General features: G+C 42.5%; 16 protein-coding genes. 8 read left to right on the forward strand and 8 right to left on the reverse strand.

Features of this window, described 5'->3' with window-relative positions; all coding sequences use genetic code 11:
• Position 1 precedes the first annotated feature (1 nt).
• Genes ACJMKR_RS08595 through ACJMKR_RS08605 form a run of 3 tightly spaced genes read left to right on the forward strand, consistent with a single transcriptional unit; the run spans position 2 to position 3,050 of the window.
• Positions 2 to 976: a Gfo/Idh/MocA family oxidoreductase gene (locus ACJMKR_RS08595; protein ID WP_423062698.1), complete on the forward strand. Its 975-nt coding sequence runs from the start codon at positions 2 to 4 to the stop codon at positions 974 to 976.
• A complete protein-coding gene (gene lpxB / locus ACJMKR_RS08600) occupies positions 976 to 2,118 on the forward strand; it encodes a lipid-A-disaccharide synthase (protein WP_423062699.1) in 1,143 nt (380 codons plus the stop codon). The genes ACJMKR_RS08595 and lpxB overlap by 1 nt, the downstream gene beginning before the upstream one ends.
• Before the next feature lie 11 nt (positions 2,119 to 2,129).
• Positions 2,130 to 3,050, forward strand: coding sequence for a phosphatase PAP2 family protein (locus ACJMKR_RS08605; RefSeq protein ID WP_423062700.1), 921 nt, complete (start codon positions 2,130 to 2,132; stop codon positions 3,048 to 3,050).
• Here ACJMKR_RS08605 and lpxA read toward each other — a convergent pair.
• The 5 genes from lpxA to bamA all read right to left on the reverse strand — a co-directional run bounded on the left by lpxA (position 3,020) and on the right by bamA (position 8,369).
• Positions 3,020 to 3,832 (reverse strand): acyl-ACP--UDP-N-acetylglucosamine O-acyltransferase, encoded by an 813-nt coding sequence (lpxA, locus tag ACJMKR_RS08610; protein ID WP_423062701.1) that lies wholly within the window; start codon positions 3,830 to 3,832, stop codon positions 3,020 to 3,022. The two genes, ACJMKR_RS08605 and lpxA, sit on opposite strands and share 31 nt — an antisense overlap.
• On the reverse strand, positions 3,832 to 4,275 hold the full coding sequence (gene fabZ, locus ACJMKR_RS08615) for a 3-hydroxyacyl-ACP dehydratase FabZ (protein WP_425475590.1): 444 nt from the start codon (positions 4,273 to 4,275) through the stop codon (positions 3,832 to 3,834). The genes lpxA and fabZ overlap by 1 nt, the downstream gene beginning before the upstream one ends.
• Positions 4,256 to 5,296 (reverse strand): UDP-3-O-(3-hydroxymyristoyl)glucosamine N-acyltransferase, encoded by a 1,041-nt coding sequence (lpxD, locus tag ACJMKR_RS08620; protein ID WP_423062702.1) that lies wholly within the window; start codon positions 5,294 to 5,296, stop codon positions 4,256 to 4,258. The genes fabZ and lpxD overlap by 20 nt, the downstream gene beginning before the upstream one ends.
• Positions 5,297 to 5,359: 63 nt before the next feature.
• On the reverse strand, positions 5,360 to 5,854 hold the full coding sequence (locus ACJMKR_RS08625) for an OmpH family outer membrane protein (RefSeq protein WP_423062703.1): 495 nt from the start codon (positions 5,852 to 5,854) through the stop codon (positions 5,360 to 5,362).
• Positions 5,855 to 5,945: 91 nt separating this feature from the next.
• Complete coding sequence (gene bamA, locus ACJMKR_RS08630; RefSeq protein ID WP_423062704.1) at positions 5,946 to 8,369, reverse strand: outer membrane protein assembly factor BamA; 2,424 nt, start codon at positions 8,367 to 8,369, stop codon at positions 5,946 to 5,948.
• A 217-nt stretch (positions 8,370 to 8,586) separates the two neighbouring features.
• Here bamA and ACJMKR_RS08635 point away from each other — a divergent pair, with 217 nt between their 5' ends.
• Genes ACJMKR_RS08635 through idi form a run of 5 tightly spaced genes read left to right on the forward strand, consistent with a single transcriptional unit; the run spans position 8,587 to position 13,153 of the window.
• The gene (locus ACJMKR_RS08635) at positions 8,587 to 9,645 is read left to right on the forward strand and encodes a hydroxymethylglutaryl-CoA reductase (RefSeq protein WP_423062705.1); all 1,059 of its coding nucleotides are present in this window, start codon (positions 8,587 to 8,589) and stop codon (positions 9,643 to 9,645) included.
• Positions 9,646 to 9,657: 12 nt separating this feature from the next.
• Positions 9,658 to 10,677 carry a mevalonate kinase gene (gene mvk / locus ACJMKR_RS08640; RefSeq protein WP_423062706.1) on the forward strand — a complete coding sequence of 340 codons (1,020 nt, stop codon included), beginning with the start codon at positions 9,658 to 9,660 and terminating at the stop codon, positions 10,675 to 10,677.
• Positions 10,667 to 11,614, forward strand: coding sequence for a mevalonate kinase (mvk, locus tag ACJMKR_RS08645; RefSeq protein ID WP_423062707.1), 948 nt, complete (start codon positions 10,667 to 10,669; stop codon positions 11,612 to 11,614). Before mvk (ACJMKR_RS08640) ends, mvk (ACJMKR_RS08645) begins: the two co-directional genes overlap by 11 nt.
• Positions 11,604 to 12,608: a diphosphomevalonate decarboxylase gene (mvaD, locus tag ACJMKR_RS08650; protein WP_423062708.1), complete on the forward strand. Its 1,005-nt coding sequence runs from the start codon at positions 11,604 to 11,606 to the stop codon at positions 12,606 to 12,608. The genes mvk (ACJMKR_RS08645) and mvaD overlap by 11 nt, the downstream gene beginning before the upstream one ends.
• A 5-nt stretch (positions 12,609 to 12,613) precedes the next feature.
• A complete protein-coding gene (idi, locus tag ACJMKR_RS08655; RefSeq protein WP_423062709.1) occupies positions 12,614 to 13,153 on the forward strand; it encodes an isopentenyl-diphosphate Delta-isomerase in 540 nt (179 codons plus the stop codon).
• Here the strand turns inward: idi and ACJMKR_RS08660 are convergent.
• Genes ACJMKR_RS08660 through frr form a run of 3 tightly spaced genes read right to left on the reverse strand, consistent with a single transcriptional unit; the run spans position 13,150 to position 15,256 of the window.
• Complete coding sequence (locus ACJMKR_RS08660; protein ID WP_423062710.1) at positions 13,150 to 13,962, reverse strand: phosphatidate cytidylyltransferase; 813 nt, start codon at positions 13,960 to 13,962, stop codon at positions 13,150 to 13,152. The two genes, idi and ACJMKR_RS08660, sit on opposite strands and share 4 nt — an antisense overlap.
• Positions 13,955 to 14,683, reverse strand: a complete 729-nt coding sequence (locus ACJMKR_RS08665; RefSeq protein WP_423062711.1) for an isoprenyl transferase — start codon at positions 14,681 to 14,683, stop codon at positions 13,955 to 13,957. The genes ACJMKR_RS08660 and ACJMKR_RS08665 overlap by 8 nt, the downstream gene beginning before the upstream one ends.
• A gap of 15 nt (positions 14,684 to 14,698) precedes the next feature.
• Positions 14,699 to 15,256 carry a ribosome recycling factor gene (gene frr, locus ACJMKR_RS08670; protein ID WP_423062712.1) on the reverse strand — a complete coding sequence of 186 codons (558 nt, stop codon included), beginning with the start codon at positions 15,254 to 15,256 and terminating at the stop codon, positions 14,699 to 14,701.
• Positions 15,257 to 15,262: the final 6 nt, after the last annotated feature.

A 15,262-nucleotide genomic window follows, 5' to 3' on the forward strand; every position in this document is an offset into this window, starting at 1 on the left:
TATGGTGATGATAAGAACAGCTGTTATTGGGGTGGGTTATTTAGGCAGATATCATGCTGAAAAATATAAAAATTTACCCAACTCGAAACTAGTTGCCGTTTGCGACACCAACCATGAACGTTGCTATGAGCTAGCCAAAGAACTCAACGTTGAAGCGGTTGTCGATTATAAGTCATTGATTGGTCAGGTAGATGCCGTCAGCATCGTGGTACCCACCCCCTTACACCATCAAGTGGCTCGATTCTTTTTGGATAACGGAATCCATGTCCTAATTGAAAAACCCATTGCCACCACCATCGAAGAGGCTGACGACCTCATCACAACCGCCAAAAAAAACGGCCTCAAGCTGCAAGTGGGCCATTTAGAACGCTTTAACAACGCCGTGAAGGCCGTGGAACGCTCCATCTCAAACCCGCGCTTTATCGAATCCCTGCGGGTTGCCCCCTTCAAATTGCGCGGTGCGGATGTCAATGTGGTATTGGATTTGATGATTCACGATATCGATATTATCCAATCCATCGTTAAATCAGAAATACACCACATTACCGCAAATGGTGCTTCCATCCTGACACCCTATATTGACATCGCCAATGCACGCATCGAGTTTGCTAACGGTTGTGTGGCGAACGTGACAGCGAGTCGCGTAAGTTTAAGGATGGAGCGCAAGCTACATATTTTCCAGCCTGACAATTATATTTCGTTAGATTTGGATCACAAAAAAATTCGTGTGCATCGTAAAGGTTCACAAGAGATGTTTCCCGGCATCCCAGAAATCACGCGCGAAGTGCATTACTATGAAAAAGGCGATGCCCTTTTAGATCAGAGTAAAAGTTTTCTCGATGCAATTATTCAGGATAAAACACCAACCGTGACCGGTGAAGATGGAAAACGCGCACTTGCGACAGCTTTAGAAATTACGTTAATCGTGCGTCGTAGCAACGAACAAACCCCTATTCCCGAGTTAACAACAACGTAATGCACAATCATTCGAATCAAAAAATTTTAATCGTCGCCGGTGAAGCCTCCGGTGATTTGTTAGGTGCGCACCTTGCTAAAGCTATTTTAGCGTTGGAACCCAACACAATCTTAATAGGCATGGGTGGTCCTCAAATGCAATCTGCGGGCGTTGATATCATTATTGATGCTGATAAATTAGCGGTCGTTGGCGTTTGGGAAATCCTAAAACATTTAGGCGATATTCGTTCTGCCATGCACACACTTAAACAGTTATTTAAAACGGACCCACCGGACTTGGTGATTTTCATCGATTACCCTGGATTTAATCTACGCATGGCAAAGCAAGCAAAACGAGCCGACATTAAGGTGCTTTACTACGTCAGCCCGCAAATTTGGGCTTGGCGTTATGGACGCATCAAAAAAATTAAAAAATATGTCGATCGTATGGCAGTGTTATTCGCGTTTGAGGAAAAACTGTATCAAAAAGAAGATATGCCCGTCAGTTTCGTCGGCCATCCGTTGGTGGATATCGCAATACCCACATTAACGCCCAACGAAGTAGCAATTCAATTGCAATTAGATACTCAAAAACCGATTATCGCGCTATTTCCAGGGAGCCGCCACAGTGAAATTACACGTTTAATGCCGGTGATAGTGTCGGCAGTTGAATTGATTAGGGCTCAGTTACCCGCGGCACAATTTGTATTACCGCTGGCATCGAGTTTATCTCGCGAGGATCTTCGCGATTATTTAATTCCTGAAATTCAAGTGGTCGAAAACAATACTTATAATTTACTACCCCTGTGCACTGCCGCAATTTGTGCATCAGGCACAGCGACCTTAGAAATTGCCTTGCAACAAATACCTCTGCTGATCATCTATAAAGTAGCTCCTTTAAGTTTTTGGCTTGGCAAAAACTTAATAAAAACACCTTTTATTGGCTTGTGTAACATAGTGGCTGAAGAAAAAGTTGCGTTAGAGTTAATCCAACACGATGCCAATGCAACGATCATTGCAGAACAAATTCTCCGACTCGTCACAGAGCCCGATCACCGAGAAAAAACGTCAGATAAATTAGCTCAAGTAAAGCTTAAGCTTGGCGGTGGTGGCGGCTCAGAGAAAGTAGCGAGAGTTGCGTTAAATATGCTGCGTCTTGATTAGAGTAAAATCTCATGACTCGCTATGACCAACTTTTTCTCTATACAGCCGGCACGGCCCTCTTATTTTGTGCTGTTTTACTCGCGGTCAACAGCCTTTTTTTTCACTTCGCGGCACTTCCATTTCCTGGCATCATATTAAAAAATAAATTGCTACTACTGTGCTTACCCGCTTATGTGACCGGGTTTCTTTTTTATAGAAAGTTCCCGCAGTTTGCATTTTTTTTGAAAGCGATAGGCATGATTTATATAATAAGTTTATTGATGCTGTGCGCAGACACCGCCGTTATGACAACGCCCTTTTCCTTAAAGGATCAGTTTTTTAATGCCGCAGACAATTTTTTTGGATTTAACCTGCCTGCTTTTCTCAATCAAGTTGCCCGACACCCCTCACTGAAGCACTTTTTAGAAATAATCTATTTGTTACTATTTCCAGCACTCAAAATTTTTCCTTTAATTTTGGCTGCGATGCGCGAAGAAAAACAGGTATATAAATTTACAATTAATTTTATTATCACGTGCCTGATCGGTTTTACCATTTACTATTTTTGGCCAACATCAGCCCCTGCCGACGTCATACATAATTCTCAATTAACACGATTGCAACACCATTTAGCCACTCAATTCGATCGCATTCATGCGCACGAATCAATACATCTTTTCCAAGCAGGTTTGATCGCCTTTCCTTCCTATCATACCATCTGGGCCATCCTACTTGCCTATATGTTTTGGCCACGGAAATATCTCTTTTATCCAGTGGCAGTATTTAGCTCACTCGTTATTGTGGCAACTCTTGCATCTGGGTGGCATTTTTTAACGGATATTATTGGAGGGATGATCGTAGCGATGCTATCTATTATTATTACTAATTTTCTCATGAGTATTCATGAGAAAATACAGGAATTTTACATTTCAACTGGCTCTTCCAGATCCTGATGATGACGCGAAGAACGCGCAAGACCACGCGTTGAATTATCAATAGCGTCAACCAGCATAGTAACTTCAGATGCTTCTAACACAAGCTTTTCGAGCTCCGTTCGAATGTCATCCAATTTAACATCGCGACGATGTAACAAGTTAAATGCCATTTTTAGCACACGTATCGTATCGCAACTAAATCCATGACGTTTTAGTCCTACTGAGTTAATGCCGATAGGTGCACCCGGATTACCCGTCACTAACATGAACGGCAGAATATCCTGATAAATTTTGGCCGCACGGCCTAAAAAGCTATAAGCGCCAATACAACAATTTTGATGAACACCAGAAAACGCACCTAAAATTACATGATCGCCCACACGAACGTGTCCAGCAATCGAGGCAGTATTTGCAAACACAACACCATTACCCACAACACAGTCATGAGCCACATGTGTATAGGCCATAAAATAATTCTTGTTACCAATTTTTGTAACACCGCGCCCTTCTGCGGTACCACGATTGATTGTGGTAAATTCACGGATAACGTTATTATCGCCTATCTCCAAGCGAGTTTTTTCACCTGTATAACCAACATGTTGAGGGTCAGAACCAACAGAAGCATAGGAAAAGATTTTATTGTTTTTGCCAATGATTGTGTTCTCACCAATGACAACGTGGGAATTAATTTTCGTTCCCAATTCAATAACAACGTTAGGACCAATTGCAGCCCATGGACCAATCTCAACATCCTCAGCGATTTCGACACTGGGATGAATAATTGCTGATTCATTTATCACTATTCTGACCCTTTAATCGTCATTATTTCTGCTGTGCAAGCCATTTCACCATCAACTGAAGCAATGCCCAAAAATTTCCATACACCACTACGGACTTTTAAGACCTCGACTTCTAATTTGAGTTCATCGCCTGGCTCGACAACGCGTTTAAATCGAATGTTATCAGCCCCAGCAAAGAAATAAATATCTTCATGGTCGGCAGGCAAGTCCAACGATTTGACCTGCAAAATGCCCGAAGCTTGAGCCAATGCTTCAATAATTAATACGCCCGGCATCACAGGCCTTCTGGGAAAATGGCCCTGAAAATAAGGTTCATTGGCGGTTACATTTTTAATAGCAACTAAAGATTTGTCCAGCTCGTAAGATAAAACGCGATCCACGAATAAAAATGGATATCGATGTGGTATATATTTTTTAATATCTTTATTTTCCATCACTGTCATCGTGCAATCTCTCTAAATGTTTAAGTCGTTTTGCAATATCATCCAATTGCCAAAATCGAATGACACTCTTATGCCATTCACGATTCGTTTGCATTCCAGTGCCTGAAGAGTAAATACCCGGCTCGGTAATCGATTTTTGTATCATGCCAAACCCCGTAATCATGACATGATCACAAATTTCGATATGGCCATTGAGACCCGCCGATGCACCGATCATACAATGACGCCCTACTTTCGTGCTACCCGCAATCCCAGCGCAACCAGCAATCACCGTATGGTCGCCAATGTGACAATTATGCCCGATCATGACTTGATTATCGATCTTAACACCATTACCAATGACGGTATCATTCAAAGCGCCGCGATCGATGGCACTGTTAGCCCCAATCTCAACATCGTTTCCAATGACAACTCGACCAATCTGAGGGATCTTAACCCATTGTTTCTGCTCATCTTGAGCCATGCCAAAACCATCAGCACCGATCACAACCCCACTGTGCAAAATCACTCGATCACCACAAACAACATGATGGTACAGTGTAACATTCGGATGTAAATGGCAATGAGCACCTAGGGAAGAGCCTTCACCAATAACGGTACCGGAACCGATGATGGTGCCCGAACCAATTGTCACGTTATCCTCGATCACTACATGAGGAGCAATCGTAACACTTGAATCGATTTCACAACCTTCACCAATAACAGCCGTTGGATGGATGCCCGACCTAACATGATTTTTGGGGTATAGCACTTCAAGTAATTTAGCAAAACCTAATTGCGGATTTGCCATGACTAAAGCATTGGTTGGACAATCTGAGATAAATTTCTTGGATAGTAAAACGGCTGATGCTTTGGTGTTCAATAAATGAGGACGGTATTGCGAATTGACTAAATAACAAATATCACCGGGTTGTGCATGGGCGATTGAAGCAACTCCCTTTATTTTGCATTGAGCATCCCCGCGCACTTCTGCGCCAATAGTTTTTGCCAGTTCGGCTAATGTATAGATTTGTTCGCTCATTTATATAACTCAAGGCTGCATCGATAAATAATACCTAAGCAGCCTTGCAATAATGATGTCAATTTATTTAAGTGCTGAAATAACGTCCGATGTGATGTCCGTACCGTCTTTAGCATATAAGACAGTATTTTTGGGTAAAACAACATCCAGCTTTTTCTTCATAGCGATCCCTTTAACAATGCCAGTGATTTTTGTCATAAATCCACTCATCGCATTGTTTTGGGCAGCAAATAAAGTTTGTTGGAATTTTGCTTGCGCTGCACGAAGTTGCTCTTCTTGTGCAGTAATTGAATTTCTTAAATTGTCTAATCCTTTTTTATCCAGTACAGATTGATCGCGTTGCAATTTTTTAACATCCGCTTCCAGCTTTTTGCCCATAGCAACAATTTTATCTCGTTGGGGTGAAAATTGCTTATTCAATTGTGAGTTAATGCGTTTGACCTGCGGCGACGATTGGAAAATTTGGCGCATATCCACGATACCTATATTTTCAGCCATGGCACAAGCTGACCAAATAACGCCTAGCGAAAGGCACAAGGTTAAAAGCAAACGTTTCATTATATCTTCTCCTTAGTTAAAGTAGACTCATTATAATCTAGACCAATCTCGAAAACCACCGAAATGAGCGCCATAAAAGGCCATTCCTAGGTTATAAGCTGGTTCCAAAAGTAAACTGGAATGCCTGAGGATCGTCGCCCATCCGCTTGTTGAGCGGGAATGCCACACTCAGGTCAATTGGGCCTAACGGCGAATACCAGGAGATAGCGAGCCCAAGCGAAGGACGTAAATTCTTCAGGGCCACCTTATCATCTTGGATGATTTGGGGGGTTGTTTGACGTAAAGAGTCACCCGTATTTCTAGCCGGAACCGCCACATCGGGTTGAAATATCGGGGTTTGGAATACATTACCCGCATCAAAAACGATCGCAGTTCGCAGTCGATCGCTAATAAAGTTAGGGAATATCACATGGAATCCAAACACCATCTCCAAATTACCACCAATCGCCGCATTCTGGTTATAGCGATTGATAGGGCCTAAAGAGTTTGGCGCAAACGCAGGAACAGAGTTGATACCACCGGCATAGAAATTCTTGTAAAACGGTAGTGGATTTTTACCAAGACCATTTCCATACGCAACCGTTCCCAACAAATTAATAATAAAGCCAGCGCCGAGAGGCTGATAAAATCGCGCAGTGTCGCTTACTGTATAATAACCAATACTCGACTTAACAATGGGAGCACCTATTTCAGCACCTATCCCATTGTAAAAACCTTTTGTTGGGAAAATATAACGATCCAACCCGTTATAGCTCCAACCACCTGTCAGCTTAAATTGATTGTAATTGTGTCCGCCGAGTGAGCAAGTCGAACTTGGGCACGTTCCACTATTAACCGGCTGAATATTCAAAAAAGCTAGCGTACTGGGTGCTGCAATAATTGGGTTAAGTCTACTAATTGCTACGTGCTCAAAACCGTAACCTAATGAAAGGGTATTACGTTCTGAGATAGGAAAACCATATGTTAAATCAATACCATAACCATCTAAAAAATAGGACTGCAAATTATATCTGGGGTTTGGTTTAACGTGTGAATAATAAATCGTAAAACCACGACTCACACCACTAGCTGTGTAGTAGGGATTGTTATAAGTAAAACTGTAGTTATTGTAGTATTCACTATTTTGAAATCCTAATGAAACATACTTACCTGTCCCCAAAAAGTTAGGTTCACTAATACTGGCACCATATAAGAAACCGTAATAATCCGAGTAACCACCTTGAATACTTGCACGACCCGCTGCCACCTCTTTAGCATGAACATTCAAGTCCACCTCATTTGTTGTTCCTGGAACAGGCTGTGGCGTCACTTCAATTTTCGACAAAAAGGGCAATAATTGTAGGCGTCGTTTGGATTCTTGAATCTTTGATAAAGAATATGAAGAACCTTCAAATTGACGCATTTCACGACGCAACACCTCCTGGTTCGTGTGATCATTACCAAAGAAATTAATGCGTCGAACGTAAACTCGCGTGCCCGGAACTACTCGAAACGTAAGGTCCACTACATGACGCTGATCATCCACATTCGGGATTGCACTCACATCAGCAAATGCATAACCGAAGTTCGCGAGGTAATTTCCGAGCGCCTTATTCGTATCGATGACTTCTTGACGCGAAAAAACGTCACCCGATTTAAAGGGAATTAATTTATAGAGATCCTGCTTTTTACCAAATGTTTCACCGACAATTTGATAATGACCGATTCGGTATAAAGGGCCTTCACTAATGTGAATAAGAATATTCACACCTCTACGATCAGGTGTCATGGTGACTTGTTGCGATAATATACGAAAGCGCAAATAACCGTGATCTGAATAAAAATTAGTTAACGATTGAAGATCAGCATCCAGCTTTTCTTTTGAATACCGATCGCGATGGTTAATCCAGGTGAATAGGCCCGGCGTAGTGAGCTTAAACTGCTCTCTTAATTTATGCTGACTAAACGCATGATTGCCTACAAAGCGAATCGAGTGTACTTTCGCAATCGTACCCTCATTGACGTTAATATAAAGTGCCACACGATTACGCGGTTCTTTTACCACACGCGTCGTCACCGTTGCTGCATGATAGCCCATCTTTCCATACTGCTGTTGAAGCCCTTGTGAGATTTCATTGACTGCGGTTGGATCGTAAACCTCACCCTCGACAATATCTAATGATTTCAAAATAGGCTTCAATTTTTTCGTTGAAATGGCTTTATTACCATTAATCTGTATTAAACCAATAGTTGGACGCTCTTTTACACGAACGATCAGCTCACCACCTCGACGCGCTAATTGGACATCGTAGAAAAACCCTGTCTTGTAGAGAGATGTGATGATCGCGTTGCTTCTGTTTGCAGTAAGACGCTGACCTTCATGGATAGGCATATAGCTGCGCACCGTACTGACAGAAATTCGTTGCAGTCCTTCAATCTGAATATGTCTAATTACAAATCCATTTTCTGCAAGAGCTGGAGAAATAATAAAAAAAATAAAAAGGAATATACTTGTAAACCGTTTGATGAGAGACATAAAATGACGCTACCTTTTTCCTTTGATAGGTTTTGTTACCTTTCCTTAGCCTCAATGTAAATCCATTTATAATGAAGTATGCGGACCCTAAAAGTAAGAGGCATTATAACATTCATTTTTGTTTTATCCAGGGTAAAACGACGATATATCCCAAAAAATTGGCATAATTTACGCGAGGGGTGTATTATCCCTTTCTAATCAAAGCAGTTGAAAATCTATGCAAGAGACAATTTCAATACCCGTAAAAACAATCGGCCCGATCACGATAGTAGGGCCGGAAGTGAATGCTGAAATCCAGGTTCCATTAGCCACCTTTGAAACACCTATGTGGCCTTCGACCAATCGCGGTGCCAGTGTGACTCGCCGTTGTGGAGGGGTACATTGTACCATTCTTGACGATCGAATGACCCGTTCTATCCTCTTAGAGGGCAAAGATGCACACACACTAAAGCAAATCGTGGAAGACCTCCGAGGACGTCATTCAGACCTTAAGGCCATCGTGAGCACGACAAGCCGCTTCTGCAAGCTAATCGACTGGCATGTTCAAATCGTGGGCAACCTGTTCTATCTCCGGTTAGAGGCTCAAACTGGCGATGCATCAGGCCATAACATGCTAACAAAGGCAGCCGATGCGGTCATAGCCTGGCTGCTGCATGAGTACCCAGCATTAAAATACGTCTCCATTTCGGGCAATATCTGCACTGACAAAAAAGTTTCTGCGATCAATGGGTTACTGGGCAGAGGGAAATACGTGGTCGCTGAGATGCTCATTCCTCGCAATATTTGCGAGGAATGCCTTAAAACTACTCCCGAAAAAATCGTCAATCTTCATATCAAAAAGAATTTGATTGGTAGCAATATTGCGGGCGGTATTCGAACAGCAAACGCGCACTTTGCAAATTTGATTTATGCTGTCTACCTAGCCACAGGTCAGGATGTGGCTAACATTGTCGAGGGCTCTCAAGGCATCGTGCACGCAGAAATGCGCGGTGAAGATCTCTACTTCTCTACAACATTACCCAATATCATTGTGGGTACCGTCGGTAACGGAAAAGAATTTGATTTCGTACATGAGCATCTCGCTATGCTAGGCTGCCTCGAACCTCGCGAACCCGGTCAGAATGCCAGACGACTTGCGATTGTGGTAGCTGCAACGGTATTGTGCGGGGAGCTGTCTTTATTAGCAGCTCAGACCAATCCCGGGGAGCTCATGCGCGCTCATGAGAAGTTTGAACGAAGCACGGAGAAATCACGCAAAGGAGTTGAGTTAACATAAGCGATTGGCGTGATGAATAAGAAATTCTTGAAGGTCAGGACCCCAGCCAAATTAATTTTATCCGGTGAACATGCGGTGGTTCATGGTCATCCCGCCTTAGCCATGGCGATTAATCGCTACACAGAAGCCACTGCTCGCTGGACATCGCCCCTACACTTTTCATTTAATTTAATGGGCATCGATTTTCGACGTCAAGTTACCCTACACACCTTACGAAAATTAAAACACAAAATCAAAGAAAAATACCATAAATATAGTCTCGGCCATGTCACTATTCGCGAAGTGCTGCAAAAACCTTTTGAGCTATCTTTATTCACCGTTATCAACGTCATCGATAAGTTAAAAGATAAACTACCCATGGGTGTGGATATCGCCACCGATTCTAATATTCCTATCGGCTGCGGTATGGGTTCCTCTGCCGCGAGCGTGGTGAGTATCGTCTATACTCTCGCAAAATTTTTGGATATCGATTTAGATATTGATGAATATATCAGGCTCGGCATTGAATCCGAAAATCTACAACACGGCAACTCAAGCGGCCTAGACGTTCGTACGGTTTATCACGGCGGTGCTATTCTCTATGAAAATAATGAATTTCAATCGCGCGTTCTGCCTGATTTTCCGATGACCATCATACAAACAGGCCGCCCTCACAGCACTACAGGTGAGTGCGTTCAACACACAATACCTTTTTTTAAAAACAGCCACATCGGCGATGATTTCGCGGCAATCACTCATCAATTGGATCATGCTTTTCAAGAAAGTGATCTTATTGAAATACAAGAGTGTATTCGTTTAAATCACAATTTATTAGATGAAATTGGTGTCGTACCCGAGAAAGTGAATGCTTTTATTCTAGACATCGAAAAACTCGGTGGTGCTGCTAAAATTTGTGGCGCAGGTAGCGTCAAAGGTGATCAAGCCGGCGTTGTTTTGGTTGTCTGCGACAATGATATTTCTGCTGTCGCAGAGCGTTTTGGCTATAATGTTATGCCTATCGAAATGGATACACGGGGTACTTGTGTTATATAAAGCTTCAGCCCCCGGCTCTTTAATGTTGCTCGGTGAATATGCCGTTTTACACGACAAAACTGCTATCGTTTGTGCGATCGACAAACGTATCGAAGTCACCCTCTCACCCCGCAAGGACGAACACATCAATATTAATTCATCTTTAGGCCATTACTGCACTTCCATTAACGCTGTGGTCACGGAGAAACCCTTTGAATTTGTCTTGAATGCGTTAAAAGCAAAAAAATTACCAAGCGGTTGTGACATCACTATCCATGCTGAATTTTCAAGTGATATTGGGTTAGGCAGCTCGGCTGCTGTCAGCGTTGCTCTCGTCACAGTTTTAAATCAATGGTTAGGCCAAACACATTTAACTAAAGAACAACTCTGGCAAGATGTCAAAGCTGTCATCCTTAAAACACAAGGCAAAGGCTCGGGTGCTGATATTGCTGCCAGCATTTATGGCGGTGTGATTGCATTTCGACACAATCCATTATTTGTAACACCACTAAAACAGTTGCCACCCATTTGTGCCGTTTATTCCGGAAAAAAAACGACGACGATGAAGGCCATCGAAATCGTTAAGGAACGCTATGGAAAGAATCCGCAACAATTTGAAGAGTTATTCGATACGGTTGACTACCTTTCGCATCAGGCTGTCGATGCTATTAATCACAAAGACTGGGAGTCACTCGGCCATTTATTCAACGAAGCACAAACTCTCATGGACCAACTGGGCGTGAATAATGCTATATTAAAAGACATTATACAAACATTGCGACAACAGCCGCATGTTTTAGGTGCTAAAATTTCTGGATCCGGATTAGGCGATTGTGCCATTGGTTTAGGCCAAGTTGATGATGGTATTTTTCCAACAGACGATGAACAAAAAAAATTAGGCGTAAAACAGATACCAATCGTTTTATCGACCAAGGGAGTCATTGCCAGTGAACACTAGAAAAGCGATTGTACAACAAATCATAAAATCGCGTCGTACTACACCCAAAAAAGAGTCTGGCAAAGCGTTCGCTCCGTCCAACATTGCATTATGCAAGTATTGGGGCAAGCGAAATTTAGAATTAAATTTGCCTATCACTTCTAGCTTATCAGTTTCATTAGCTCACAAAGGTTCTCATGCTAAAGTCACGCCCATCGATGCAGAGAAACATGAAGTATTCATCGATAACGAAAAACTTCCGCATGAATATCATTACGCAGAGAAATTATCTTCGTATTTAGATTTATTTGGATTTAACGATCAATCTTTTAAACTTGAGCTTAATTTCAATATTCCCGTTGCCTCGGGACTTGCTTCATCAGCCTGTTGCTTTGCATCCCTCGTCAAAGCGATGGATGACCTCTACGAATGGGAGTTCGATGGAAAATCATTATCACTATTGGCCCGTTTGGGGAGTGGCAGTGCCTCCCGCTCTGTCTATAATGGTTTTGTCGAATGGCATCACGGCGAACGTCCCGATGGCATGGACAGTTACGCCACGCTTATTAACGAAAAATGGCCCTCATTATGCTTGGGATTGTGTATTATCAGCAAAACTAAAAAGGCAGTAAGCTCACGGGAGGGCATGCAACGCACCGTTAAAACTTCCGATCTTTACTGCGCCTGGCCTGAAAAAGCAGAAAAGGATTTGGTACGATTAAAAATAGCTATCGAAAAAAAAGATTTCGACTTGCTGGGGCGAATCGCAGAGTCTAACGCAATGGCAATGCATGCCACCATGCTCGCAGCATGGCCACCACTGCTGTATTCACAAGCTGAAACAATTACGCTGATGCAGCAGGTTTGGGCATTGAGACAAGGAGGGATGTCGGTGTATTTTACACAAGATGCGGGCCCTAATTTGAAATTACTATTTCTAGAGTCTAATTTAAAAGAAATACAAACGAATTTTCCCACAATGGAGCTTATTAAACCTTTTGACCCTAATGAGTGATCATAATGACAGAAGATAAAGTGGTGCTAGTGAATCAACAGGATGAGCCACTCGGCACAGAAACTAAATTAAAAGCACACGAACTCGGCAAATTGCACCGCGCTTTTTCTGTTTTCATTTTTTATAAAGACAAAGGTGAATTAAAATTACTCCTGCAACAACGTCATCCTGATAAATATCACAGTGGTGGTTTATGGACTAACACCTGTTGCAGCCACCCACGTCCTGAAGAAGCTGTGCTTAAAGGGGGTGAGCGCCGCCTTAAAGAAGAAATGGGAATCACTATCACATTAACTCAAGCTGGACATTTTCAATATAGAGCTGAATTTGAAAACGGCTTAATCGAACATGAGTACGATCATGTATTGGTGGGCGTGGCGGATTCAAAGTCTGTCGATTTTAATAAGACGGAAGTCTTTGCCACTCGTTGGACTTCCATCCCAGATTTATTGGAAGACTTAGAAAAATACCCTGAAAAATTCACGCCATGGTTTAAGCAGGCATTGGATATTGCACTAGAGTCTCTTGATTCAATGAATCTCTAACTACCTAATAAAATAAGCGACAACAACGCAAAAACAGGCAGTGCTGCAGTTACACTATCAATACGATCTAAAATACCACCATGGCCCGGCAATCCGGAACCGCTATCTTTCATGCCAACTTGACGTTTGAGCATGCTTTCCACTAAATCACCCAGCACTGAAAAAATACCGGTGATTACAGCTAAGATACAAATCATTAAGAAACGATGGGGAGCTTCTTGAAGCAACAAGCTAACGATAATTGCAAGTATCAACGTTAGAATAATACCGCCAAGAAAACCTTCCCAGGTTTTATTCGGGCTCACACGTGGGGCTAATTGACGTCGACCCCATAACCGACCCGCTATATAGGCACCCGTATCCATACCACCCCAAATTAATAACAATCCAATCAGTAACCAAACGGGACCACCGATCGTCTCACGAATCACACCAACAGCTAACCAACAAGGTACCAATGCCAATAAACCCATCAATGCTTTTAAAATAGGATATTGTAAGCCGAGAGAACTACGCCCCATTGCATAATTTAACATACCCACCGATGCCCAAATCCAAGCGAAAAAGGCAATCGCCAATACCCAATTGATCGGTAAAAAATAAGTAATGATTAGCGCGACAACAACCACCGCTGTATACACCGTCCGCCAAGAGCTATCTTTCCACCCTATTAATCCAGACCATTCCCAACCAGCCCAAGCAATTACCGCCCCAATTAATATGGAAAACGAAGGCATCGGTAAAAATAAAATAACAAGAATTAACAGAGGAATCAGAATAACCGCAGTGATAATGCGTTTTTTAAGCATGTTGTTCCTTAATTTGTTCGGGAGTCAGCCCAAAACGACGCTCTCGGGTACGATAAAATTCGATAGCGTCATCAAAATCTTTTTTATGAAAATCAGGCCAAAAAACAGGATTAAAATAAATTTCAGTATAGGCAAATTGCCATAACATGAAATTACTGATTCGTTGTTCGCCGCTGGTACGAATAAACAAATCGGGCGCAGGTAAATCAGCGAGACACAGATGTTGCTGGAATAGTTCCGGCGTGATGTCTTGCGGCAACAGTTCTTTTTGCACCACTCGTTTCGCTAAAGTCTGCGAAGCACGAACGATATCCCAACGGCCACTATAATTAATCGCAATGACTAAGTTCATGCCGGTATTGTCTTTAGTTGTAGTCTCTGATTGCTGAATTTGTTTCAGCAATTTTTCATCGAACTGACTATGATCTCCAATGATACGCAATTTCACGTTATTCTCATTGAGTTGGCCCGTATTTTGCTCCAACGATTCTAGAAACAAAGACATGAGAAAATTAACTTCGGATTTTGGACGTGCCCGATTTTCCAGACTGAATGCAAAGAGTGTCAATACTTCGATACCCGAATTACCAGCATGTTCGACAATTTCACGTACCGTTTTAGCACCCGCTCTATGGCCATCAATGCGAGGAAGTCTGCGACGTGACGCCCAACGCCCGTTGCCATCCATTACTATTGCTACATGTCGAGGTAAGTTACGCATCGGTCCACAAGATTATCATACAGCCATTAAGTCCGTCTCTTTTTGAGAGGCAACAGTATCAACTTCTGCGATATGAACATCAGTGACTTTTTGTACGGATGCTTGCGCCTTACGCTCATCATCTTCACTAATATCTTTCGCTTTCAGGAGTTCTTTAAAGTCGTTGTTTGCTTCGCGACGAATATTACGAATCGCCACTCGAGCTTTTTCGGCTTCGTCACGCACAACACGTACTAAATCCTTACGCCGCTCCTCAGTTAAGGGTGGCAAGGGCACCCGGATAACCATCCCCGCCGTTGTCGGATTCAATCCTAAATCAGATGTCATGATTGCCTTTTCAATAGGTGCAATCATATTTTTTTCCCACGGGGTTATCGCCAGTGTGCGCGCATTTTCAACCGCAATGCTCGCCACCTGACTGAGTGGTGTTTCCACATCGTAATAACTAACTTTAATATGTTCTAACAAGCTTGGATGTGCACGGCCCGTTCTTAATTTCGACAATTCAGATTTTAACGAAACGATGCTTTTATTCATTCGCGTTTTAGCATCGTTTAAAATATCATTTATCATCGCTTC

The organism is Candidiatus Paracoxiella cheracis, assembly GCF_049348705.1.
Taxonomy (GTDB): Bacteria; Pseudomonadota; Gammaproteobacteria; order Coxiellales; family Coxiellaceae; genus Paracoxiella; species Paracoxiella cheracis.